General features: G+C 62.8%; 36 protein-coding genes. 32 read left to right on the forward strand and 4 right to left on the reverse strand.

What is annotated here, in order from left to right; all coding sequences use genetic code 11:
* The 30 genes from BM125_RS07105 to BM125_RS07250 all read left to right on the forward strand — a co-directional run.
* The coding region (locus tag BM125_RS07105; protein WP_483862685.1) for an EF-Tu C-terminal domain-related protein at positions 1 to 97 on the forward strand (97 nt) is incomplete at its 5' end.
* Between the two features lie 152 nt (positions 98 to 249).
* A complete protein-coding gene (gene rpsJ / locus BM125_RS07110; protein ID WP_092406388.1) occupies positions 250 to 561 on the forward strand; it encodes a 30S ribosomal protein S10 in 312 nt (103 codons plus the stop codon).
* Positions 562 to 583: 22 nt separating this feature from the next.
* Entirely contained in the window at positions 584 to 1,225 is a 642-nt protein-coding gene (gene rplC / locus BM125_RS07115; protein WP_092406390.1) for a 50S ribosomal protein L3, read from the forward strand.
* A gap of 11 nt (positions 1,226 to 1,236) precedes the next feature.
* A complete protein-coding gene (gene rplD / locus BM125_RS07120; RefSeq protein WP_092406392.1) occupies positions 1,237 to 1,839 on the forward strand; it encodes a 50S ribosomal protein L4 in 603 nt (200 codons plus the stop codon).
* The gene (rplW, locus tag BM125_RS07125; RefSeq protein WP_092406394.1) at positions 1,836 to 2,126 is read left to right on the forward strand and encodes a 50S ribosomal protein L23; all 291 of its coding nucleotides are present in this window, start codon (positions 1,836 to 1,838) and stop codon (positions 2,124 to 2,126) included. Before rplD ends, rplW begins: the two co-directional genes overlap by 4 nt.
* Positions 2,127 to 2,138: 12 nt before the next feature.
* The gene (rplB, locus tag BM125_RS07130) at positions 2,139 to 2,966 is read left to right on the forward strand and encodes a 50S ribosomal protein L2 (protein WP_092406396.1); all 828 of its coding nucleotides are present in this window, start codon (positions 2,139 to 2,141) and stop codon (positions 2,964 to 2,966) included.
* Positions 2,967 to 2,974: 8 nt separating this feature from the next.
* Positions 2,975 to 3,259 carry a 30S ribosomal protein S19 gene (gene rpsS, locus BM125_RS07135; RefSeq protein ID WP_092406398.1) on the forward strand — a complete coding sequence of 95 codons (285 nt, stop codon included), beginning with the start codon at positions 2,975 to 2,977 and terminating at the stop codon, positions 3,257 to 3,259.
* 12 nt (positions 3,260 to 3,271) lie between these two features.
* On the forward strand, positions 3,272 to 3,601 hold the full coding sequence (gene rplV / locus BM125_RS07140; protein WP_092406400.1) for a 50S ribosomal protein L22: 330 nt from the start codon (positions 3,272 to 3,274) through the stop codon (positions 3,599 to 3,601).
* Positions 3,602 to 3,613: 12 nt separating this feature from the next.
* Positions 3,614 to 4,315, forward strand: a complete 702-nt coding sequence (gene rpsC, locus BM125_RS07145; RefSeq protein WP_092406402.1) for a 30S ribosomal protein S3 — start codon at positions 3,614 to 3,616, stop codon at positions 4,313 to 4,315.
* Between the two features lie 11 nt (positions 4,316 to 4,326).
* Entirely contained in the window at positions 4,327 to 4,740 is a 414-nt protein-coding gene (rplP, locus tag BM125_RS07150; RefSeq protein ID WP_092406404.1) for a 50S ribosomal protein L16, read from the forward strand.
* Complete coding sequence (rpmC, locus tag BM125_RS07155; protein ID WP_092406406.1) at positions 4,740 to 4,925, forward strand: 50S ribosomal protein L29; 186 nt, start codon at positions 4,740 to 4,742, stop codon at positions 4,923 to 4,925. Before rplP ends, rpmC begins: the two co-directional genes overlap by 1 nt.
* Positions 4,926 to 4,937: 12 nt before the next feature.
* Positions 4,938 to 5,201, forward strand: a complete 264-nt coding sequence (gene rpsQ / locus BM125_RS07160; RefSeq protein WP_092406408.1) for a 30S ribosomal protein S17 — start codon at positions 4,938 to 4,940, stop codon at positions 5,199 to 5,201.
* A 28-nt stretch (positions 5,202 to 5,229) separates the two neighbouring features.
* Entirely contained in the window at positions 5,230 to 5,598 is a 369-nt protein-coding gene (gene rplN / locus BM125_RS07165; RefSeq protein WP_092406410.1) for a 50S ribosomal protein L14, read from the forward strand.
* Positions 5,599 to 5,612: 14 nt separating this feature from the next.
* Positions 5,613 to 5,927: a 50S ribosomal protein L24 gene (gene rplX, locus BM125_RS07170; RefSeq protein WP_092406412.1), complete on the forward strand. Its 315-nt coding sequence runs from the start codon at positions 5,613 to 5,615 to the stop codon at positions 5,925 to 5,927.
* A gap of 10 nt (positions 5,928 to 5,937) precedes the next feature.
* Positions 5,938 to 6,480 (forward strand): 50S ribosomal protein L5, encoded by a 543-nt coding sequence (gene rplE, locus BM125_RS07175; protein WP_092406414.1) that lies wholly within the window; start codon positions 5,938 to 5,940, stop codon positions 6,478 to 6,480.
* Positions 6,481 to 6,504: 24 nt separating this feature from the next.
* Positions 6,505 to 6,810, forward strand: coding sequence for a 30S ribosomal protein S14 (rpsN, locus tag BM125_RS07180; RefSeq protein WP_092406416.1), 306 nt, complete (start codon positions 6,505 to 6,507; stop codon positions 6,808 to 6,810).
* 144 nt (positions 6,811 to 6,954) lie between these two features.
* On the forward strand, positions 6,955 to 7,350 hold the full coding sequence (rpsH, locus tag BM125_RS07185) for a 30S ribosomal protein S8 (RefSeq protein WP_092406418.1): 396 nt from the start codon (positions 6,955 to 6,957) through the stop codon (positions 7,348 to 7,350).
* Between the two features lie 12 nt (positions 7,351 to 7,362).
* Complete coding sequence (gene rplF, locus BM125_RS07190) at positions 7,363 to 7,890, forward strand: 50S ribosomal protein L6 (RefSeq protein ID WP_092406420.1); 528 nt, start codon at positions 7,363 to 7,365, stop codon at positions 7,888 to 7,890.
* Positions 7,891 to 7,920: 30 nt separating this feature from the next.
* The gene (gene rplR, locus BM125_RS07195; RefSeq protein WP_092406422.1) at positions 7,921 to 8,274 is read left to right on the forward strand and encodes a 50S ribosomal protein L18; all 354 of its coding nucleotides are present in this window, start codon (positions 7,921 to 7,923) and stop codon (positions 8,272 to 8,274) included.
* Positions 8,275 to 8,456: 182 nt separating this feature from the next.
* Positions 8,457 to 8,966 (forward strand): 30S ribosomal protein S5, encoded by a 510-nt coding sequence (gene rpsE / locus BM125_RS07200; RefSeq protein WP_092406424.1) that lies wholly within the window; start codon positions 8,457 to 8,459, stop codon positions 8,964 to 8,966.
* Positions 8,959 to 9,156 carry a 50S ribosomal protein L30 gene (rpmD, locus tag BM125_RS07205; protein WP_092406426.1) on the forward strand — a complete coding sequence of 66 codons (198 nt, stop codon included), beginning with the start codon at positions 8,959 to 8,961 and terminating at the stop codon, positions 9,154 to 9,156. The genes rpsE and rpmD overlap by 8 nt, the downstream gene beginning before the upstream one ends.
* A 28-nt stretch (positions 9,157 to 9,184) precedes the next feature.
* Positions 9,185 to 9,619 carry a 50S ribosomal protein L15 gene (gene rplO, locus BM125_RS07210; RefSeq protein WP_092406428.1) on the forward strand — a complete coding sequence of 145 codons (435 nt, stop codon included), beginning with the start codon at positions 9,185 to 9,187 and terminating at the stop codon, positions 9,617 to 9,619.
* 2 nt (positions 9,620 to 9,621) lie between these two features.
* On the forward strand, positions 9,622 to 10,935 hold the full coding sequence (gene secY, locus BM125_RS07215; protein ID WP_092406430.1) for a preprotein translocase subunit SecY: 1,314 nt from the start codon (positions 9,622 to 9,624) through the stop codon (positions 10,933 to 10,935).
* Positions 10,936 to 11,068: 133 nt separating this feature from the next.
* Positions 11,069 to 11,425 carry a 30S ribosomal protein S13 gene (gene rpsM / locus BM125_RS07220; RefSeq protein WP_092406432.1) on the forward strand — a complete coding sequence of 119 codons (357 nt, stop codon included), beginning with the start codon at positions 11,069 to 11,071 and terminating at the stop codon, positions 11,423 to 11,425.
* 18 nt (positions 11,426 to 11,443) lie between these two features.
* Positions 11,444 to 11,833 (forward strand): 30S ribosomal protein S11, encoded by a 390-nt coding sequence (rpsK, locus tag BM125_RS07225; RefSeq protein ID WP_092406434.1) that lies wholly within the window; start codon positions 11,444 to 11,446, stop codon positions 11,831 to 11,833.
* An 11-nt stretch (positions 11,834 to 11,844) separates the two neighbouring features.
* A complete protein-coding gene (rpsD, locus tag BM125_RS07230; protein ID WP_092406436.1) occupies positions 11,845 to 12,471 on the forward strand; it encodes a 30S ribosomal protein S4 in 627 nt (208 codons plus the stop codon).
* Positions 12,472 to 12,499: 28 nt separating this feature from the next.
* Positions 12,500 to 13,495, forward strand: a complete 996-nt coding sequence (locus BM125_RS07235; RefSeq protein ID WP_092406438.1) for a DNA-directed RNA polymerase subunit alpha — start codon at positions 12,500 to 12,502, stop codon at positions 13,493 to 13,495.
* A gap of 177 nt (positions 13,496 to 13,672) precedes the next feature.
* Entirely contained in the window at positions 13,673 to 14,059 is a 387-nt protein-coding gene (gene rplQ, locus BM125_RS07240) for a 50S ribosomal protein L17 (protein WP_092406440.1), read from the forward strand.
* Positions 14,060 to 14,241: 182 nt separating this feature from the next.
* Entirely contained in the window at positions 14,242 to 14,736 is a 495-nt protein-coding gene (locus BM125_RS07245; RefSeq protein ID WP_092406442.1) for a disulfide bond formation protein B, read from the forward strand.
* Between the two features lie 60 nt (positions 14,737 to 14,796).
* The gene (locus BM125_RS07250; RefSeq protein ID WP_092406630.1) at positions 14,797 to 16,182 is read left to right on the forward strand and encodes a class II 3-deoxy-7-phosphoheptulonate synthase; all 1,386 of its coding nucleotides are present in this window, start codon (positions 14,797 to 14,799) and stop codon (positions 16,180 to 16,182) included.
* A 62-nt stretch (positions 16,183 to 16,244) separates the two neighbouring features.
* On the opposite strand, the gene BM125_RS07255 is transcribed toward BM125_RS07250, so the two are convergent.
* The 4 genes from BM125_RS07255 to cysS form a co-directional block, all read right to left on the reverse strand.
* Complete coding sequence (locus BM125_RS07255) at positions 16,245 to 16,787, reverse strand: phosphatase PAP2 family protein (RefSeq protein ID WP_092406444.1); 543 nt, start codon at positions 16,785 to 16,787, stop codon at positions 16,245 to 16,247.
* Positions 16,784 to 17,923, reverse strand: a complete 1,140-nt coding sequence (locus BM125_RS07260; protein WP_092406632.1) for a glycosyltransferase family 4 protein — start codon at positions 17,921 to 17,923, stop codon at positions 16,784 to 16,786. Before BM125_RS07260 ends, BM125_RS07255 begins: the two co-directional genes overlap by 4 nt.
* 116 nt (positions 17,924 to 18,039) lie before the next feature.
* Positions 18,040 to 18,489, reverse strand: coding sequence for a SufE family protein (locus BM125_RS07265; RefSeq protein ID WP_245778836.1), 450 nt, complete (start codon positions 18,487 to 18,489; stop codon positions 18,040 to 18,042).
* Positions 18,490 to 18,586: 97 nt separating this feature from the next.
* Positions 18,587 to 19,990 carry a cysteine--tRNA ligase gene (gene cysS, locus BM125_RS07270; RefSeq protein ID WP_092406448.1) on the reverse strand — a complete coding sequence of 468 codons (1,404 nt, stop codon included), beginning with the start codon at positions 19,988 to 19,990 and terminating at the stop codon, positions 18,587 to 18,589.
* 228 nt (positions 19,991 to 20,218) lie between these two features.
* On the opposite strand from cysS, the gene BM125_RS07275 reads away from it, so the two are divergent.
* A complete protein-coding gene (locus BM125_RS07275) occupies positions 20,219 to 20,764 on the forward strand; it encodes a glycine zipper 2TM domain-containing protein (protein WP_092406450.1) in 546 nt (181 codons plus the stop codon).
* A gap of 304 nt (positions 20,765 to 21,068) precedes the next feature.
* The gene (locus BM125_RS07280; RefSeq protein ID WP_092406452.1) at positions 21,069 to 22,097 is read left to right on the forward strand and encodes an N-acetylornithine carbamoyltransferase; all 1,029 of its coding nucleotides are present in this window, start codon (positions 21,069 to 21,071) and stop codon (positions 22,095 to 22,097) included.
* The last annotated feature ends 82 nt before the right edge of the window (positions 22,098 to 22,179 follow it).

A 22,179-nucleotide genomic window follows, 5' to 3' on the forward strand; every position in this document is an offset into this window, starting at 1 on the left:
GATCGCGCCGATCGCGATGGACGAAGGCCTGCGCTTCGCGATCCGCGAAGGCGGCCGCACCGTCGGTGCCGGCGTCGTTGCCAAGATTCTCGAGTGATTTGAACCCGGGATTCGGGATTGGGGATTCGGGATTCGGAAAGGCGTAGAGGCGCTTCCACGAATCCCGACTATCGAATCTCGAATCCCAAGCGAATGAAATGAGCGGTTAGGGGTGTGCGCGCCCCTTGCCCCAACCAGGAAAACACGGCAATGGCAGACCAGAAGATTCGTATCAGGCTCAAGGCTTTCGATCATCGCCTGATCGATCGTTCGGCGAGTGAAATCGTGGAAACGGCGAAGCGCACGGGTGCGCAGGTGCGTGGTCCGATCCCGCTGCCGACCAAGATCGAGCGCTACACCATCCTGGTGTCGCCTCATGCGGACAAGGATGCACGTGACCAGTACGAGACACGTATTCACAAGCGCGTGCTGGATATTGTTGACCCCAACGACAAGACCGTGGATGCCCTGATGAAGCTTGACTTGGCGGCCGGTGTGGACGTTCAGATCAAGCTCTACTGATAGCGGCAGATAGGACACGACGATGAGTATCGGATTGGTAGGCCGCAAATGCGGCATGAGCCGGATCTTCACCGAAGACGGACGCTCGATTCCGGTGACGCTGATTGAAGCGACACCGAATCGCGTAACCCAGGTGAAGACGACGGAAATCGATGGCTACAACGCCATCCAGGTGACTGCGGGCAGCAAGCGCGCGGCGCTGGTGAACAAACCGCTGGCCGGGCATTACGCCAAGGCCAAGGTCGAAGCCGGACGCGGTCTCTGGGAATTCCGCCTCGAGGCGGACGAACTGGCCAAGTTCAGCGTCGGCGGCGAACTCAAGGCCGACGAGATCTTCACGGTCGGCCAGATCGTGGACGTTGCCGGCACCACCAAGGGCAAGGGCTTCCAGGGCACCATCAAGAAGCACAACTTCAAGATGGGCGACGCGACGCACGGCAACTCGTTGTCGCATCGTGCGCCGGGCTCTATCGGCCAGCGCCAGACGCCGGGACGCGTTTTCCCCGGCAAGAAGATGTCCGGCCACATGGGTGCCGTGCGCCGTTCGGCGATGAACCTCGAAGTCGTCAAGATCGACAGCGAGCGTCATTTGATCGCGATCAAGGGCTCGGTGCCGGGTGCGCAGGGCGGCAACCTGATCATCCGTCCCGCGGTCAAGGCTTAAGGAGCACAGTGATGGAACTCAATGTCATAGGCTCCAAGCCGGTCCAGGTTTCCGACGCCGTGTTCGGCAAGGAATTCCGCGAAGATCTGGTTCATCAGGTCGTCGTCGCGTACCGCAATGCGGGCCGCTCCGGCACCAAGGCCCAGTTGACCCGCTCCGAAGTGAACGGAACGACCAAGAAGTCCAAGGCCCAGAAAGGTGGCGGCGCGCGTCATGGCGCCCTCAAGGCGCCGATCTTCATCGGTGGTGGCGTCACCTTCGCGGCGAAGCCGCGCAGCTTCGCCCAGAAGGTCAATCGCAAGATGTTCCGCGGCGCCATGGCTTCGATCCTGTCGGAGCTCAACCGCACGGGTCGTCTGCGCATCATCGAGTCGTTCGGCATCGACAAGCCGAAGACCCAGAGCCTGGTCAGCAAGCTGGCCGAGCTCGAAGCGTCGGGTCGTTGCGTGCTGGTCGCCGAGAATGCACCCGAGGCGCTGTACCTGGCCGCGCGCAACATCCCATACGTCCATGTGGTTGACGGTGCGGCGATCGACCCGGTCAGCCTCGTTGGCGCCGACCACGTGCTGATGACCGTCGATTCGCTCAAGAAGATCGAGGAGTGGCTGGCATGAAAGAGTCTCTCTACAGCGTGCTGCGCGCTCCGTTGATCTCCGAGAAGACGGCGCGTCTGCAGGAAACAAACCAGTATGTTTTCGAGGTTGCGCAGGGCGCGACCAAGGCCGACGTCAAGGCGGCCGTCGAGCAGCTGTTCAACGTGCAGGTCGAAACGGTGAATGTGGTCAACCTCAAGGGCAAGACCAAGGCATTCCGCCAGAAGACCGGTACTCGCGGCAACAAGCGCAAGGCATATGTACGTCTTGGCGAAGGTCAATCCATCGACGTGATGGCCAAGGCCTAAGGTGAATTATCCATGGCACTGATCACACTCAAGCCCACATCCGCAGGACGTCGTTCGGCGGTTCGTGTTTCGACCCCGGGCCTTCACAAGGGCGCGCCTTATGCGCCTTTGACGGAGTCGCAGAGCAAGACGGGCGGACGCAATCATTACGGACGCATCACCACCCGTCACAAGGGCGGTGGCTCCAAGCAGCACTACCGCATCATCGACTTCAAGCGCGACAAGGAAGGCATTGCCTGCCGCATCGAGCGCATGGAGTACGATCCGAACCGCACGGCGCATATCGCGTTGCTGCTGTACGCCGACGGCGAGCGTCGCTACATCATCGCGCCGAAGGGTGCGAAGGTCGACGACCAGCTGATGGCCGGCCGCGAGGCGCCGATCAAGATCGGCAATTCGCTGCCGCTGCGCAACATCCCGATCGGTTCGACCGTGCATTGCATCGAGTTGAAGCCGGGCAAGGGAGCGCAGCTGGCTCGTGCAGCCGGTGCTTCGGCCCAGCTCGTCGCCCGTGAACAGGGCCATGCCACGCTGCGTCTTCGCTCCGGCGAAATGCGCAAGGTGCCGGCCGAGTGCCGGGCGACCATCGGCGAAGTCGGCAACTCCGAGCACAGCCTGGAGAAGCTCGGCAAGGCTGGCGCCAGTCGCTGGCGCGGTGTTCGCCCGACCGTTCGTGGCGCAGCCATGAACCCGGTCGACCATCCGCATGGTGGTGGTGAGGCGAAGGCTGGCCAGGGCAACCCGCATCCGGTGTCCCCATGGGGCATGCCGACCAAGGGTTACAAGACGCGCAAGAACAAGCGCACCGACAAGTTCATCGTGCGCGATCGCAGAGGTTGAGATAGATCATGGCTCGTTCATTGAAGAAAGGCCCGTTCATCGACCACCACCTTCTGAAGAAGGTCGAGGCCGTTTCGACTGGCAGCAACAAGCGTCCGATCAAGACCTGGTCGCGCCGTTCCATGGTCTCGCCGGAGATGGTTGGGCTGACCCTGGCGATTCACAACGGGCGCCAGCACGTGCCGGTCCTCGTCAACGAGAACATGGTCGGCCACAAGCTCGGCGAATTCGCCGTGACCCGCACCTTCAAGGGTCACTCCGGCGACAAGAAATCCGCCGACAAGAAGAAATAAGGAGATAGCATCGTGGAAGCCAAAGCGATATTGCGCAGCGCGCGCATCTCCGCCCAGAAGGTCCGCCTCGTCGCCGATCAGGTGCGTGGCATGCCGGTTGGGAGTGCGACAAACCTGCTCGCCTTCAGCAACAAGAAGGCCGCACATCTGGTCAAGAAGGTGCTGTTGTCGGCGGTCGCCAATGCCGAGAACAACCTCGGCGCCGATGTCGATGAGTTGCTGGTCTCGAAGATCTTTGTCGACGAAGGCCCGTCTCTCAAGCGTATGCATGCACGTGCCAAGGGCCGTGGTAACCGTATTACCAAGCGCACCAGCCACATCACCGTGGTCGTGGGCGAGTAAAGGACGCTAACGATGGGTCATAAAGTCAATCCGATTGGGTTCCGCCTTGGTGTCTCGAAGGACTGGAACTCCAAGTGGTTCGCCAACAAGCGCGATTTCGCCGGCTATCTGGCCGCCGATCTGAAGGTGCGCGAGTTGCTCAAGAAGAAGCTCGCCCAGGCGGGTATCTCGAAGATCACGATTGAGCGTCCGGCGAAGACCGCGCGGGTGACGATCCACACGGCGCGTCCGGGTGTCGTTATCGGCAAGAAGGGCGAGGATATCGAGAAGCTGCGCAAGGAAGTCACCGCGGTCATGGGCGTACCCGCCCATATCAACGTGACCGAAGTCCGCAAGCCCGAGCTCGATGCCCAGCTCGTCGCCGAGTCGATCGCGCAGCAGCTCGAGCGCCGCATCATGTTCCGCCGGGCGATGAAGCGCTCGGTCCAGAACGCGATGCGCCTCGGCGCCCTCGGCATCAAGGTCAACGTAGGCGGACGTCTGAACGGCGCGGAAATCGCGCGTTCGGAGTGGGCCCGCGAAGGTCGGGTTCCGCTGCACACGCTGCGTGCGGACATCGACTACGGCCTGGCCGAGGCAAAGACGACCTACGGAATCATTGGCGTCAAGGTCTGGATCTACAAAGGCGAGATTTTCGACCTTCATGCTGCCACGCAGGAAGCCAAGGCCGAGGCCAGCGAAGAACGCGCGCCTCGTCGGCCTTCGGCGAAGTAAGGAATTGAATCATGTTGCAACCGAAGCGAACCAAGTACCGCAAGGTGCAAAAGGGCCGTAACCCGGGCCTGTCGTATGTCGCCACCAAGGTGAGCTTCGGCTCATTTGGTCTGAAGGCGACCACGCACGGCCAATTGACGGCACGTCAGATCGAGGCCGCTCGCCGCTGCATCACGCGTTTCGTCAAGCGTGGCGGCAAGCTCTGGATCCGCGTGTTCCCGGACAAGCCGATCAGCAAGAAGCCGATCGAAGTGCGTATGGGCAACGGCAAGGGCAGCGTGGAATTCTGGGTGGCTCCGATTCAGCCGGGCCGCATGCTTTATGAAATCGAGGGTGTTGACGAGACCACCGCACGCGAGGCGTTCCGCCTGGCCGCTGCCAAGCTCTCGGTCCAGACCCAGTTTGTAACTAGAACGGTGCTGTGATGGAACTGAAAGAGCTTCGCCAAAAGTCGGAGAAGGAACTGAACGAGCATCTCGGCGAGCTTCGCCGCGAACAGTTCAACCTTCGCATGCAGAAGGGCTCCGGTCAGCTTACCCAGACCCACCAGTTCGGACGTGTCCGGCGCGAAATCGCGCAGGTCAAGACCGTCCTTGGCAGCAAGAAGTAAGGACGACCTGCGATGAGCGAATCAGAAAAGAACGTGCGCACGCTCGAAGGGCGTGTCGTCAGCAACAAGATGCAGAAGACGGTCACCGTCCTGCTCGAGCGCCAGGTGCAGCATCCGCTGTACGGCAAGATCGTGCGTCGGTCGAGCAAGGTGCACGCGCACGACGCCGAAGGCACATGCCAAGAGGGCGACGTGGTGCGTATTTCCGAGACGCGGCCGATGTCGAAGACGAAGAACTGGCGCGTGGTCGAAATCGTCACGCGGGCCACGCAGTAACCGGCCCGGGACGTAAGGAGCTAGCAACATGATCCAGATGCAGACCACGCTTGCCGCAGCGGACAACAGCGGCGCACGCGAACTGATGTGCATCAAGGTGCTTGGTGGTTCGAAGCGCCGTTATGCCCAGATCGGCGACGTGATCAAGGTATCCGTGCGCGAAGCGATTCCGCGCGGCAAGGTAAAGAAGGGTGAGGTCTACGACGCCGTCGTCGTGCGTACCCGCAAGGGAGTCCGCCGCGCCGACGGTTCGCTGATCCGTTTCGACGGTAACGCGGCCGTGCTCCTCAACAACAAGCTCGAGCCAATCGGTACCCGCATCTTCGGGCCGGTCACGCGCGAGCTGCGCAGCGAGAAGTTCATGAAGATCGTCTCGCTCGCTCCAGAAGTGCTGTAAACGGGAAAGCCGACATGAACCGTATCCGCAAGGGCGACCAGGTCATCGTGATCGCCGGCAAAAACAAGGGCCAGAAAGGCGAAGTCTCGCGCGTGGTCGGTGACCACGTGTTCGTGCAGAACGTCAACCTGGTCAAGCGTCACACGAAGCCGAATCCGCAGGCCAACCAGCCGGGTGGAATCATCGAGCGCGAGGCTTCGATCGACATTTCTAACGTACAGTTGTTCAACTCCGCTACGGGCAAGGGCGCACGGGTCGGCTTCAAGACACTTGAAGACGGCCGCAAGGTTCGCGTTTTCCGTCCGTCCGGCGAAGTTGTCGACGCTTGAGGCTGCCGCAATGACAACGCGTCTTGAAACCATCTACAAAGAAACGATTGTTCCGAAGCTGATCGAGCGTTTCGGCTACAAGAATCCGATGCAGGTGCCACGGTTGACCAAGGTCACGCTGAACATGGGCGTGGGCGAGGCCGTCGGCAACAAGAAGATTCTCGAAAACGCGGTCGCCGACATGGCGAAGATCGGCGGACAGAAGCCGATCATCACTTTGTCGAAGAAGTCGATTGCGACGTTCAAGATCCGCGACAACTGGCCGATCGGCTGCAAGGTCACCTTGCGCCGCGCGCAGATGTTCGAATTCGTCGATCGCCTGGTCAACGTCTCGTTGCCGCGCGTTCGCGACTTCCGCGGCATCTCGGGTCGCTCGTTCGACGGCCGTGGCAACTACAACATGGGCGTCAAGGAACAGATCATCTTCCCGGAGATCGATTTCGACCAGGTCGATGCCATGCGCGGCATGGACATTGCGGTGACCACCACTGCGCGCACCGACGACGAAGCCAAGGCATTGCTCGAAGCCTTCGGCTTTCCGTTCCGCAACTAATCAAGCGAAGCAGGAATACCGGCAATGGCCAAGACTTCAATGATCATGCGCGAGCACAAGCGCACGAAGCTCGTCAAGAAATACGCCGCACGGCGCGATGAACTCAGGAAGATCGTCAGCAGCGTCAAGGCGACCTATGAGGAAAAGCTCGAGGCAGCCGAGAAGCTGCAGAAGCTTCCGCGCGATTCGAGCCCGGTTCGCCAGCAGAGTCGCTGCGCGCTGACCGGACGCACGCGCAGCGTCTACAAGAAATTCGGCCTCGGCCGCATGAAACTCCGCGAAGCCACCATGCGCGGCGACGTGCCCGGCTTGCGTAAGGCCAGCTGGTAGCTTGCCGGGATTCGAGATTCGGGATTCGGGATTGGTCAGAAGCAGCAGCTTCGCGCCCCCGGCTCATGCGAATCCCGAATCCCGAATCCCAAATCTCGGATCCTCACAGATTCGGATATCGATGCTTGAAAGGAAAACAGATTCATGAGCATGACTGATCCCATCGCCGATATGTTCACGCGTATCCGCAACGCCCAGGCTACCGGCAAGCGCGCGGTGCGCATGCCCTCGTCGCGCGTGAAACTCGCCATCGCGACCCTGCTCAAGGACGAAGGCTATGTTGCCGAATTCCAGGTGCAGGCGAAGGAAGGCAAGCCTGAACTCGAGATTGCCCTCAAGTACTACGAAGGCAAGCCCGTCATCGACCGTATCGAGCGCGTCAGCCGTTCCGGCCTGCGCGTCTATCGCGGCAAGAACGAGCTGCCGAAGGTGCTCAACGGGCTCGGAATTTCCATCGTCTCCACATCGTCCGGCATCATGACCGACGCGCAGGCCCGTACCCAGGGTCTTGGCGGCGAAGTCATCGGCATCGTGGCCTAAGGAGAGAGAATCATGTCACGCGTTGCCAAGAAACCCGTAGTGCTGCCGAAGGGCGTCGACGTCCAGGTGGCTGCCGAAGCGATCACCGTGAAGGGTCCGAAGGGCACCCTCAAGCTGGATACGCCGCCAGGCGTGCAGGCCAGCATCGAGAATGGCCAGGTATTGCTGAGCGGCAAGACCGACAACGACATCAAGATGGCGGGTACCGCCCGCGCCCTGATCAACAACATGGTGGTCGGCGTCAGTGAAGGCTACCAGCGCAAGCTGGAACTGGTAGGCGTCGGCTATCGTGCCGCGCTTGCCGGCAAGGACCTCAACCTGACTCTCGGCTTTTCGCATCCGGTGCTGTTCAAGGCGCCCGAAGGCGTCACGCTGGAGGTTCCGACCCAGACCGAGATCCTGATCAAGGGTACGGACAAGCAGGTCGTTGGCCAAGCCGCCGCGAAGATCCGTTCGTTCCGTCCGCCGGAGCCCTACAAGGGCAAGGGCGTCCGTTATGCCGGCGAGAAGATCACCTTGAAGGAAGCCAAGAAGGCCTAATAGGGCGCTTCCGCTTCCCGGAGAAAGACAGTGGACAAGAACATCGCAAGACTCCGTCGCGCCAAATCGACGCGCATGCACATTCGCTCCCTTGGTGTTCCGCGCCTCAGCGTGCATCGCACGGGCCAGCATCTGTATGCGCAGGTTTTCAGCGCCTCGGGAGACAAGGTCATCGCATCGGCATCGACCGTGCAGAAGGCGGTTGCCGAGGGTCTCAAGAGCACCAAGAACAAGGACGCTGCCGCGGCCGTCGGCAAGGCCATCGCGGAGCGCGCGATCAAGGCCGGCATCGAGAATGTCGCCTTCGATCGCTCGGGCTTCCGTTACCACGGACGCATCCAGGTCCTGGCCGATGCGGCGCGTGAAGCGGGTTTGAAGTTTTAAGTATCCGGGATTCGGGATTTGGGATTCGAGATTCGACAGAGCGATGCAGTACACGCGCTTTTGCGAATCCCGAATCCCGAATCCCCAATCCCGAATCCCAACCTAGAGAACCACCACAACTCCAAGCGGTACCAACCGCAAGCAGAAGTCCGGACCCTCGTTGGCCGGCACAAAGGTGAAACATGTCAAGCAATGATCGTGAGACCAGCGACGGCCTCCTCGAGAAGTTGATCGCGGTAAATCGTGTCGCCAAGACCGTCAAGGGCGGCCGCCAGATGAGCTTCACCGCGCTGACCGTGGTCGGCGATGGCGAAGGTCGTGTCGGCTTCGGTTACGGCAAGGCGCGTGAAGTGCCGATCGCCATCCAGAAAGCGATGGAGCGTGCGCGCAAGAACATGGTGCGGGTCGACCTCAAGGAAGGCACGCTCTGGCATGCCGTCAAGGCGAACCATGGCGCGGCACGCGTCTACATGCAGCCGGCCTCCGAAGGTACCGGCGTGATCGCGGGCGGCGCCATGCGCGCGGTCCTCGAAGTGGTCGGCGTGAAGAACGTCCTGGCCAAGGCCGTCGGTTCGCGCAATCCGATCAATCTGGTTCGCGCCACCATCAACGGGCTCCAGGCCATGGCAACGCCGCAGGGTATCGCGTCCAAGCGCGGCAAGACGATCGAAGAGGTATTGGGCAATGGCTAAGGAAAAGAACCAGACCGTGCGCGTGCGCCTGGTCAAGAGTCCCAACAGTTGCCAGGGGCGCCATCGTCTCAGCGTCAAGGCCCTCGGCCTGCGCAAGCTCAACGATGTGCGCGAACTGAAAGATTCGCCGTCGGTCCGGGGTCTGATCAATCAGGTCAGCTACCTGGTCAACGTCGAAAGTGACGCGTAAGCGTCCTGCAGAATCAGGAGTCGATTCCATGCGTCTCAATACTCTCAAATCCGCGCCGGGTGCCCGCAAAGAAGGCGTGCGCGTCGGTCGCGGTATCGGATCCGGCCTCGGCAAGACTTGCGGTCGCGGCCACAAGGGCCAGTTCGCGCGTTCCGGCAAGGGCAAGGTCAAGGCCGGTTTCGAAGGCGGCCAGATGCCGCTGCAGCGCCGTTTGCCCAAGGTGGGCTTCCGTTCGAAGATGTCGATGGACATCAGTGAAGTCCTGCTCTACCAGCTCGACAAGCTGAACCTCGACGTGGTCGATTTCGCCGCGCTGAAGGCCGCCGGCCTGATCGAAACGCGCGCCACCCGCGCCAAGATCGTCAAGAAGGGCGAAGTGACCCGAGCCATCAAGCTGAGCGGCGTTGCCGTGACGGCGGGCGCCCGTGCGGCCATCGAAGCGGCTGGCGGGAGCGTCGAATAACCGTGGCAGCCTCGAAATCCAGCGGATTGGCATCGCTCGGCAAGCTGACCGAGCTGAAGCAGCGTCTTTTGTTCGTGATCGGTGCGCTGGTCGTGTTCCGCCTGGGCTCGTTCATTCCGGTTCCCGGCGTGAACCCCGAGGCGATGGCGCGCCTGGTTTCCAACAGCGGCGGCCTGATTGACATGTTCAACATGTTCTCGGGCGGCGCGTTGAGCCGGTTTTCGTTGTTTGCCCTGGGTGTCATTCCGTACATCTCGGCGTCCATCGTCGTGCAGCTGTTCAGCTCGGTCGTTCCGGCCTGGCAGGCATTGAAGAAGGAAGGTGAGTCGGGACGGCGCAAGCTGACCACCTACACGCGCTTCGGCACGGTCGGCCTGGCCGCGTTCCAGTCTTTCGGCGTCGCCACGATGCTGCAGACGCAGGCTGGCGTCGTCTACGCGCCGGGCCCGAGTTTCATCTTCGGTACCGTGGTCGGACTGACCGCCGGCACCCTGTTCCTGATGTGGCTGGGTGAGCAGATCACCGAGCGCGGCATCGGCAACGGCATTTCGCTGATCATCTTCGCCGGCATCGTCGCCGGGTTGCCGACCGCTGTCGTGCACACCCTCGGCATGGCCAACAGCGGCGAGCTGACCTGGCTCAAGCTGATGATGGTGCTGGTTGCCGTGCTCGTGGTGACTGCCTTCGTCGTTTTCATGGAGCGCGGCCAGCGCCGCATCACCGTGAACTACGCACGCAAGCAGGGTGGCGCAGGCCGCGCCTACATGAACCAGAGCTCGCACCTGCCGCTCAAGATCAACATGGCGGGCGTGATTCCGCCGATCTTCGCTTCGAGCCTGATCATGTTCCCGGCCACGGCCGCGGCATGGTTCAACAATTCGAACGAAATCCGCTGGTTGCAGACACTGACCGCGGCCTTGGGCCCGGGCGAACCGCTGCACATGCTGATCTACGCGATCATGATCATCATCTTCGCCTTCTTCTACACGGCGCTGGTGTTCAATTCGCAGGAAACGGCCGACAACCTGAAGCGTTCGGGCGCGCTGATTCCGGGCATTCGCCCGGGCAAGGCCACGGCTGACTACATCGATGGTGTGATGACCCGATTGACCGGCATCGGCGCCCTGTACCTGGTCGCCGTCTGTCTGGTTCCGGACCTGCTTCGAAACGCCTGGCACGTGCCGTTCTACTTCGGCGGTACATCGTTGCTGATCGTGGTCGTGGTGGTCATGGATTTCACCGCCCAGATCCAGGCCCATCTGGTTTCACACCAGTACGAAAGCCTGCTCAAGAAGGCAAACCTCAAGGGCCGCTGAGCCGGGCCCCGGGGACTGCCGTGACCGCTCCCGGAGGGGGCGGGAACGGGAATTCCAGGGGTTCCAGTTTCCCCTGAAAACAGATAGAATACGAAGTTCACTGCGCATTTAGTTCTTTCGGAGACATTCAAACATGGCGCGCATTGCGGGTGTCAATCTGCCGGTCCAGAAGCATGCTTCGATCGGTCTGCAAAGCATTTATGGAATCGGCCGCTCGCGGTCGCGCAAGGTCTGTCTGGACGCGGGTGTCGCGCCGTCGACCAAGATCAAGGACCTGACCGAAGCGGAAGTCGAAAAGATCCGTCACGAGGTTGCGAAATACACGGTCGAGGGCGATCTGCGCCGCGAAGTGGGTATCGCGATCAAGCGCCTGATCGACCTCGGCTGCTATCGCGGTCTGCGTCATCGCCGCGGCTTGCCGATGCGCGGCCAGCGCACTCGCACCAATGCCCGTACCCGCAAGGGTCCGCGCCGTGCGATCAGAAAATAATCTGCCCGGAAACGAATCATGAATAAGCCGGTCGCCAAGCCGAAGAAGAAGATCAAGCGCGTTGTGACTGACGCCATCTGCCACGTGCAGGCGTCTTTCAACAACACCGTGGTCACGATCACCGACCGCCAAGGCAATGCCCTCTCCTGGGCAACCGCTGGCGGCGCCGGGTTCCGTGGCTCGCGCAAGTCCACGCCATTCGCCGCACAGGTTGCAGCGGAAAAGGCTGCCCGCGTTGCTGCCGAATACGGCGTGAAGACGATCGAAGTGCGTATCAAGGGCCCAGGCCCGGGTCGCGAATCGGCCGTTCGTTCGCTGAACAACGTCGGCTTCAAGGTCACCAACATCATCGACGTGACGCCCATCCCGCACAACGGGTGCCGTCCGCCGAAGAAGCGTCGCGTCTAAAGGATACTGAAATGGCTCGTTATATCGGACCCACCTGCAAGCTGGCCCGGCGCGAAGGCGCTGACCTCAGCCTCAAGAGCCCGGCGCGCGCGATCGATTCGAAGTGCAAGCTGGAACAGAAGCCCGGCCAGCATGGCGCCGCCCGCAAGGGACGCCTGTCGGACTATGGCGTGCAGCTGCGCGAGAAGCAGAAGGTCAAGCGCATCTATGGCCTGCTCGAGCGCCAGTTCCACAAGTACTACGTCAAGGCGTCCAACCAGAAGGGCAACACCGGTGAAAACCTGTTGCGCCAGCTCGAGACTCGCCTCGACAACGTCATCTATCGCATGGGTTTCGCGGTCACCCGCGCCCAGGCTCGCCAGCTGGTCGCCCACCGTGCAGTTTCGGTGAACGGCAAGCGCGTCAACCTGCCGTCCTACCAGGTCCGGCCGGGCGACGAGATTTCTCTCACCGAGAGCGCGCGCAGCCAGTTGCGCGTGCAGGAATCGGTCACCGTCTCGCAGGAGATGGATCTGGTTCCGGCCTGGGTCGAAGTCGACCCGAAGAAGTTCAGCGGCGTCTTCAAGGCGTTGCCTGAGCGTTCGGATCTGCCCTCGGATATCAACGAGAGCCTCATCATCGAGCTTTACTCGAAGTAATTCACCGCAACTTTCGGAGTCCCTGTTCATGGCAGGATCCACCAATGTGCTGCGTCCCCGCGGCATTCAAGTCGAGCGCATCGGTCTCAACCACGCCAAAGTCGTGGTCGAGCCGCTGGAGCGTGGCTTTGGTCACACCCTGGGCAACGCATTGCGTCGCGTTCTTCTGTCGTCCATTCCGGGCTGCGCGATCGTCGAAGTCGAGATCGACAACGTCCTGCACGAGTACACGACCCTGGAAGGCCTCCAGGAAGACGTCATCGAAGTCCTGCTCAATATCAAGGACATCGCGATCCGCATGCATGGCCATGACGAATCGACCCTGACCCTGAGCAAGAAGGGCAAGGGCGTCGTCACGGCTGCAGACATCAAGGTCGATCACACCGTCGAGATCATCAATCCCGACCACGTGATCTGCAACCTGACCAAGGACGTCGCGCTGAACATGCGCCTCAAAGTTGTTCGTGGCGTCGGCTACCAGCCTGCCGTCTCGCGCCGCCTTCCGGACGAGGAAGCGCGTCCGATCGGCCGCCTGCAGCTCGATGCATCGTTCTGCCCGGTTCGCCGCGTCGCCTACCAGGTCGACAGCGCGCGTCTCGAACAGCGCACCGATCTGGACAAGCTCGTCCTCGAGATCGACACCAACGGTGCGATCGATGCCGAGGAAGCCGTACGCAAGGCCGCCGAGATCCTGCAGGACCAGATTTCGATCTTCGGTGACTTCACCCGTCGCGAGAGCGCCGATGCGAAGACCGACAAGAGCGGCGTCGATCCGGTCCTGCTGCGTCCGATCGACGACCTCGAACTGACCGTGCGTTCTGCCAACTGCCTCAAGGCCGAGAGCATCTACTACATCGGCGACCTCGTGCAGAAGACCGAAGTCGAGCTGCTGAAGACCCCGAACCTGGGCAAGAAGTCGCTGACCGAAATCAAGGACGTGCTCGGACAGCGTGGTCTGTCGCTGGGCATGAAGCTCGAATCGTGGCCGCCGCCGGGCATTGCGCACGGCATGCAGTTGGGTTGATTCAAAGCCGGGATTGGAGATTAGGGATTCGGGATTCGAAACGGCAACGTCCTCGCGAGGAACGCTTTTCCGAATCCCCAATCACGAATCCCGTATCCCTAAATAATAAGCGGGTAACCGCGGGAAGTCGGACACAGGCGCCGGCTTTTCATAACAACAGACAGTGAGAACATTGCCATGCGCCACCAGAAATCCGGACGCAAACTCAACCGCACGAGCAGCCATCGCGAAGCGATGTTCAAGAACATGGCTGCCTCGTTGTTCAAGCACGAGCTGATCCGCACGACCTTGCCGAAGGCCAAGGAGCTGCGTCGGGTCGCCGAGCCGCTCATCACGCTGGCCAAGACCGATGGCGTCGCCAACCGTCGGCTCGCGTTTGCCCGCCTGCGCGACAAGCAGGCCGTCGGCAAGCTGTTCGTCGAACTCGGCCCGCGCTTCCGCGAGCGCAAGGGCGGCTATCTGCGCATCCTCAAATGCGGATTCCGTGCAGGTGACAGCGCACCGATGGCCTATGTCGAGCTGCTCGATCGGCCGCAGTCCGGCGCTGTGGCCAGCGAAGACTGAGCCAGATAACCGGCAGCAGAGAAAGCCCCGCCCGTGCGGGGCTTTTTCGTTTGCGGGATACTGGGTAACCGCGGAATCCAGGCCCTGGGTTTTTTTGCGCCCTGGCGCCGACGCCGGGGAACCGCGCCCACAACCGCCTGTCAGTATGCAGGTCCCCTGACCACTGAGCTGGAGCCCACGCAATGAGTCGAGCCATTTCCTCGCGCAAGATCTTCCTGCTGATCGCTTGCGCCTGTGCATTGCTGATGGGCTATGCGCTGTTCGCCCAGTACGTCCAGGGCTACCAGCCCTGCATGCTGTGCATGGTCCAGCGCGTGTTCGTCGGAGCGGTCGGCCTGGTCGCGCTGCTGGCCGCGCTGCACGGTCCGGGTCGACTCGGTGTTCGCCTGTACGGAATCGTCACGGCCCTGCTCGCCGCCGGCGGCGCCTACGTGGCCGGCCGCCATGTCTATCTGCAGCATCTGCCGCCCGAGCAGCTCGATGGCTGCGCCCCATCGTTCGAATACGCGCTCGAGAACTACGATGCGCTGAAGTTCCTCAAGACCATCTTCATCCGCGACCAGGACTGCGGCACGATTGACTGGACCTTCCTTGGCCTGTCGATGCCGACCTGGGTCCTCGCCTGTTTCATCGGATTGTTCCTGGCCGCACTCTGGGCCGGCTTCAGGCGGGCCTGATTTGACTGCGGGGCCGCCTGTGGCATGATGGATGCCGCAGTGCAGCATGAGCAGGCCCCGATGAAGCGCGAACGAAACATCGCTCCGGTCCGGCAACCCGAAAACTGGACGCCGGCGTCCTGGCAGGCTTTTCCGGCCGTCCAGCAGCCGACCTATCTCGATCCGGCCGAACTCGACCTGGCCCTCGATCAGCTGCGCGAACTGCCTCCGCTGGTCACCTCCTGGGAGATCCTCGCCTTGCGCGGCCTGCTCGCCGATGCCGCCGAGGGCCGTCGCTTCCTCCTGCAGGGCGGCGACTGCGCCGAGAGTTTCGACGACTGCACTTCGCCGCTGATCTCCAACCGTCTCAAGGTCATGCTGCAAATGAGCCTTGTGCTGACCCACGGCCTCAAGCTGCCGATCGTGCGTGTCGGGCGGTTCGCCGGCCAGTACGCCAAGCCAAGGTCGGCGGATTCCGAGACCCGTAACGAAGTGACCCTGCCGTGCTACCGCGGCGACATCGTCAACGGTCCGGCTTTCGATGCCGAGAGCCGGCGCGCCGATCCGCGCCGCCTGATCAAGGGCCATGCCCGATCGGCGATGACGATGAACTTCGTGCGCGCCCTGATCGACGGCGGTTTCGCCGACCTTCACCATCCCGAATACTGGGATCTGGCCTGGGTGGCGCATTCGCCGCTGCAGAGCGAATACCGCCAGATGGTCGAGTCGATCGGCAACTCGCTGCGCTTCATGGAAACCCTGGCCGGCAGTGCGGTCGGCGAGTTCCAGCGCGTCGATTTCCATACCTCGCACGAAGCCCTGCTGCTGCACTACGAGGAGGCGTTGACCCGCCAGGTACCGCGTCACTGGGGCTGGTTCAACCTGTCCACGCACTTCCCGTGGATCGGCATGCGTACGGCGGATATCGGCGGTGCCCATGTCGAATACTGTCGTGGCATCCGCAACCCGATCGGGGTCAAGGTCGGCGTATCGACCCAGCCAGACCAACTGCTGCGCCTGATCGACGTGCTCGACCCCGATAATGAACCGGGACGCCTGACCCTGATCCACCGGATGGGCGCGAAGCACGTCGCCAAGGCCTTGCCACCCTTGCTGTCCGCGGTGCGTGCCTCTGGCCGCAAGGTGCTCTGGTGCTGCGACCCGATGCACGGCAATACCGAATCGCTCGGCAGCGGCGTGAAGACGCGGCGCTTCGAGAATATCCGCGACGAGCTCGACCAGGCTTTCGATATCCATGCCGCCGCGGGAACCCGACTCGGCGGCGTGCATCTCGAACTGACCGGCGAAAACGTCACCGAGTGCATGGGCGGCGCCCGCGACCTGACCGAAAGCGACCTGACCCGGGCCTACAAGTCCTCGGTCGACCCGCGCCTGAACTACGAACAGTCGCTTGAACTGGCGATGCTGATCGTGCGCAAGCGCGGCGACCAGGGCCGGCTGGATTGATTCCTGCGAGGTAAGGGCCGGACATCGGCTTGCGGCCGCAGGCCGCGAGCAATGCCGGGCATTCACCCAGTCTGGAAAACCCACATGATCGACAGCTCGGCGAGGGCGAGTCCGATCAGCATCGCCATGATCACGTCGCTCGGATAGTGAAGTCCGAGCACGATCCGGGAAAGCGCGATCAGCAGGGTCAGCGGCAGCAAGAGCACGAGCAAACCGGGAAACCAGGCCAGGGCGACGAGGCTGAAGCTGACCGCGTGCAACGTGTGCCCGGAAGGAAAGCTGAACTCGTCCAGCGGAGGTATGTGGGCGACGATGCCGACGTGGCTGCGATACGGCCGCGGTCGGCGCGTCCAACCCTTGAGCAGCTTGTAAAGACTCGCTGCGACGATGCCGACGGCGGCCATGTGCAGGGCAGCCCGCCAGCCATCTTCGCCGCCGAGCACGGCCAGGCCGAGCATCAGCGCGTACCAGATCAGCCCGTCACCGAGACGGCTGATGATGCGGAAGAAGGTCACCACGGACCTGCCGGCGACCCAGCGATTGCACGCCAGGCACAGGCGCCATTCGCCACTGAGCACTTCGAAGCGGTGCCAACCCTGATTCATGCCGCGTTTTCCTTGCACAGGGACCCCATCAGATCGGCGAAACCGCGGCTGACGGCATCCGGACTCAAGCAGGAGACTGTCTCGCGTGCCCGGCCCGCCATTCGCGAACGGCGGGCTGGATCGCCCGCCAGGGCAACCGCAGCGGCAACGAAGGCGTCGGCATCGGCAAATGGCACGCATACCCCGCAGTCGGCTTCGCGGATGTGTTCTCGCGCGGCTCCGTAATCGAAGGTGACAACGGGCAGGCCACTGGCCATCGCTTCGAGCGTGACGTTGCCGAAGGTTTCAGTCAGGCTCGGAAACAAAAACAGGTCGCCGCTCGCATAGTGACGGGCCAGCGCTTCGTCCCGATGCATACCGGCAAAGATGAAATCCGGGTTCGTGTCGGCCAGGCGGCCACGCTCCGGACCGTCCCCGACCACGATGAATCGGGCCCCGGCGTGCACGCGCTCGATCTCGCGAAAGGCGCGGACCGCGAGGTCGAGGTTCTTCTCGGCGGCCAGGCGCCCGACGTGGATCACGGCCAGTCCGTCATCGGTCAGGCCCCAGCGGTCGCGCAGCGTCGCGTCCCTGCGCGATGGGGCGAACAGGTCGACATCGACGGCGCGGCTGAGCACGCTGATATTGGCAAACGCCCGGCTACGCAGGAAATCGGCCAGCTCGCGGGTCGGCACGAGGGTCGTGGCAGCGCGATTGTGGAAACGCCGCATGCCGGCGAAGACGAACGGACTCAGCCACGGGAACCCGTAGTGGGTGATGAAGTCATCGAAGCGGGTATGGAATCCGGTGCAGGCGGGGATGCCGAGGCGGCGTGCCGCGCCGAGCGCACTGTGGCCGAGCGGTCCTTCAGTGGCGACGTAGATGGCTTGCGGACGACTGCTCGACCAATGCCGGACCAGGCGCGACTGAGCCGGCAGGCCGACGCGCAAGCCGGGGTAGCGTGGCAGTCCCGTGCTGCGGACCCGCAGCTCGGCGAATTCGTTGGCGCTGATGGTTGCGGCGTCTCCGGGCCGATCCGGCCTGACCAGTTCGACCGAGTGTCCGAGCCTTCGCAAGCCGCGCGCCAGCGATTGCACGGTCAGGGCGACGCCGTTGATCTCCGGCGGCCAGGTTTCCGTGACGATCGCAGTGCGCATGCCGAATTCCCGCATTCCGTAGTGGACATGCTGGGCCCCGGTTTTTAAGGGCGTGTGGCGGTGGCGTGACGAATCGGTGACGCCCGGGTGGGTATGGCGCGAGACAGCGCGTCGATTTATCCGGCCAGTTCGGCGGCGCGGCGTTTGATCGTCGCCAGCATCGCCGCGAGACCGTTTGATCGGGTCGGCGAAAGGTGTTTGGACAAGCCAATGGCCTCGACGAAGCGCGGTTCGGTGTCGAGGATTTCCCGTGCCGATCGTCCCGAGTAGACACGCAACAGCAGTGCGATCAGGCCGGAGACAATCGAGGAATCGCTGATGGCTGTGAAATCCAGCCGATCCGCGTCCCCCCGGCCGAGCAGCCAGACCTGGGATTGGCAACCGTTGACCTTGTTCTCCTCAGTGCGCGCCTCGTCGGGAAACGCCGGCAGCTTGCGGCCAAGATCGATCAGGTACTGGTAGCGCTCGGTCCAGTCGCCCAAGTAGCCGAACTCTTCGGCGATGGCCGCCTGGGCCGATTCTGCGCTCGGTTCCACCGGTGCGTCCGTGGTCTGTTCGCTGCTCACGTTCATCCTTTTGATTTAAGGGCAGGCATCGGGAATTCCAGACGGTGCCGGTCCGCTCCTCGAGCGCGAAGCCCGAGTGGCGAAGTCCGCGATGACTTCAGGGCGTCGTCTGTCCCGGCTCGACCACCTTCCAGCGCGTCCCGCCCGCGCCATCCTCGATGACCACGCCCCTGGCGGCCAGTTCCTCGCGGATCCGGTCAGCGCGCGAAAAGTCCCTGGCGGCGCGTGCCGCGACGCGCTCCTCGAGCAGTCGCTGCACCCAGTCCGCATCGACTTCATTGCCGGCCGCGGTCTGTTTGAACCAGTTCTCGGGATCTTCCTGCAGCAGGCCGATCAGCCTCGCGCAGCCGAGCAGGGCTGCCAGGGTCCGCCGCCTGGTCTCGGCGCTGGCGGCCTTGCGTGCCTCGTCGGCGAGTCCGGACAGGATGGCGAATGCCGCCGGTGTATTGAGGTCGTCGCACAGGGCCGCCTCGAAATCGGGTGTGACGATCCATTCGTCTTCGGCGAGCTCGATGTCGGCGCGGTCGCGCAATACGCCGTACCAACCGTCGAGGGTGGCCCGGGATTGCGCCAGCGTGCTTTCGGACCAGTCCAGCGGCTGCCGGTAGTGGGCACGCAGGAGCAGGAAGCGCAGCACCTCGGGCGGGTATTTCTCGAGCAACTCGTGCAGGATCATCACGTTGCCGAGCGATTTCGACATCTTCCTGCCGCCAAAGGTCAGCATGCCGTTGTGCAGCCAGTAGCGGGCAAAGACCTTGCCGCCGTGTGCACAGGTGCTCTGGGCGATCTCGTTTTCGTGATGCGGAAACATCAGGTCGTTGCCGCCGGCATGGATGTCGATGGTGTCACCGAGATGGGCCTCGGCCATGGCCGAGCACTCGATGTGCCAGCCGGGCCGACCGCGTCCCCACGGGCTGTCCCAGCCGGGCAGGTCATCGGTCGAGGGCTTCCAGAGTACGAAATCGCCGGGCCCCTTCTTGTACGGGGCGACATCGATGCGCGCGCCCGCGATCATGTCCTCGGTCGAGCGCCCAGACAGCTTGCCGTAGTCGGCATAGCTTTCGACATCGAACAGGACATGGTTCTCGGCGGCGTAGGCGTGGCCGCTGGCGATCAGGCGTTCGCACATGGCGATGATCTCGGCGATGTGTGCCGTCGCGTGCGGAACGATGTCGGGCGGGTCCACCCCCAGCCGGGCCAGATCCTCGTGGTAGGCCTGGGCAAAGCGCGTGGTGATGGTCGCAATCGGCGCCCCGGCTTCCCTGGCCGCGGCGTTGATCTTGTCGTCGACGTCGGTGATGTTTCGGGCGTAGACGACGTGCTTGTGATGTCGGCGCAACAGGCGTGCAAGCAGGCCGAAGACGACCGCCGGACGCGCGTTGCCGACATGGATGTAGTTGTAGACGGTCGGTCCGCACACGTACATCGTGATCCGTTCAGGATCCAGCGGTACGAAGTCCTCGACGCGGCGCGTCATCGAATTGTGCAGGCGCAGATTCATGGTGGCTGACGGCTTGGCATCGTGGTCAGCCGCGGATGATAGCAGTCCCCGGGCCGCCGCCGTTTTGGCCACGGAAATCCATGAATCCTTAGGTAAGCATTCAGTAAGCCTGTGCTGTAATCCTGCCCAATACGAGGCTGTCAGGCGCCACCAGGAAGCCGATTCATTCCATCAGGCAGGCCCGCAGAAGGCCCGGCTCGATAGCCCGACCCCGATTTGGAGATTGCAATGCTCAAGAATGTTCTGCTGGCCGCCCTCGCCGGAGCTGCCTTGTTCGCCGGCTCTGCGCAGGCGCAGGATCGTGGCTATGGCGACGATCGCGGCCCCGACAACGTGCGCCTGGCCTGGGCCGACGTGCTGCGTGTCGATCCGGTCTACGACGAGGTCGTCTCCACGCGTCCGCGCGAGGAATGCTACGACACCGAAGTCGAGCGTCGTGATTCCCGCGGCAACAACGGAGCCGGCACGGTCATCGGCGCCATCGTCGGCGGTGCCCTCGGCAATCAGGTCGGCAAGGGCGATGGCCGCAAGGCGGCCACGGTCGCCGGCGCCCTGATCGGCGGCGCGATCGGCAACAATGCCGCCCGCCGTGACGATCGCTACTACGCGGAGCCGGAAACGCGCTGCCGCACGGTCAGCGAGCGCTACAGCGAACGCCGCATCGTCGGCTACGACGTGCAGTATCGCTATCGCGGCGACGTGTTCATGTCGCATCTGGACTACGACCCGGGCGAGCGCATGCGGGTGCGGGTCAGCGTCGCGCCGGCCGAATAAACCGCACACTCCGCAGGGGTCGAACGCAGGGCCGCCCATTGGCGGCCCTGTTTGCATTTTGGTCTGCCGCAAGAGGCATCTGTTGCACTGCGGCAGAAATGCCGGTAACGTCAGTCCCGCCATGAACCGACAGCCGACCGCCGCCACGATCCTGACCAGCGCCCGCATGGCCGCCGGCATGACCTCGCGCGCGCGCCGACCGATGACCTCCAATCCGGTCGGGTAGCTGTCGCGCGTTCCAAGTGTTTCGACGAAGACCCGGCCCACGTGCCGGGTTTTTTTGTTTTCTGCAGGGGGTAGCGCCGTGAACACCAAGCATTTCCTGAGTACGCAGGACTGGAGCCGGTCCGAACTGGACACGCTGCTCGATCAGGCCCGGGCGTTTCGCGAGTCCCGCCTGGGCGACCAGCTCGCCGGCAAGGCGATCGCGCTGCTGTTCTTCAATCCCTCGATGCGCACGCGCACGAGTTTCGAGCTGGGCGCCCATCAGCTCGGTGGCAAGGCCATCGTGCTCGCTCCCGGCAAGGATGCCTGGCCGATCGAGTTCGAGGTGGGCAGCGTCATGGATGGCGAGACCGAGGAGCACATCGCCGAGGTGGCCCGGGTGTTGAGCCGTTACGTCGACCTGATCGGCGTGCGCGCCTTTCCGAAGTTCCAGGACTGGTCGGTCGATCGCGAGGACACGGTCATCCAGGCCTTCGCGAGATATTCGACCGTACCGGTGATCAACATGGAAACGATCACCCACCCGTGCCAGGAACTGGCCCACATCATGGCCCTGCAGCAGCACCTGGGCACGGAGCTGAAGGGGCGCAAATACGTCCTGACCTGGACCTACCATCCGAAGCCGCTGAATACCGCCGTGGCCAACTCGGCCCTGCAGATCGCTACGCGCTATGGCATGGACGTGACCCTGCTGTGCCCGTCCGGGGCCTATCTGCTCGATCCGCGCTACATGGATTTCGCCCGGGAAAACGTCGCCGCCAACGGCGGCAGCCTGCGCGTCAGCCACGACATCGAAAGCGCCTACCGCGATGCCGACGTCGTCTACGCCAAGAGCTGGGGCGCCATCCCGTTCTTCGGCCGCTGGGACGAAGAACGCCAGATCCGAGAGGGCAACAAGCACTTCATCGTCGACGAGGCGAAGATGGCCCTGACCAACCATGGCCTGTTCAGCCATTGCTTGCCGCTGCGCCGCAATGTCAAGGCCACCGATGCGGTGATGGATTCGCCTTCCTGCATCGCCATCGACGAAGCCGAGAACCGGCTGCATGTGCAGAAAGCGATCATGGCTGCGCTGGTGGCGCAGCCGGGATTCGGGATTCGGGAATGATGAAGCCGAGAATGGGGAATGGGGAATCGAGAATGGTTGGAAGCCCGTTCCTCGCACGCCTGCCTTTCATGCCATAGCCAAC

The organism is Dokdonella immobilis (assembly GCF_900115085.1).
Classification (GTDB): domain Bacteria; phylum Pseudomonadota; class Gammaproteobacteria; order Xanthomonadales; family Rhodanobacteraceae; genus Dokdonella; species Dokdonella immobilis.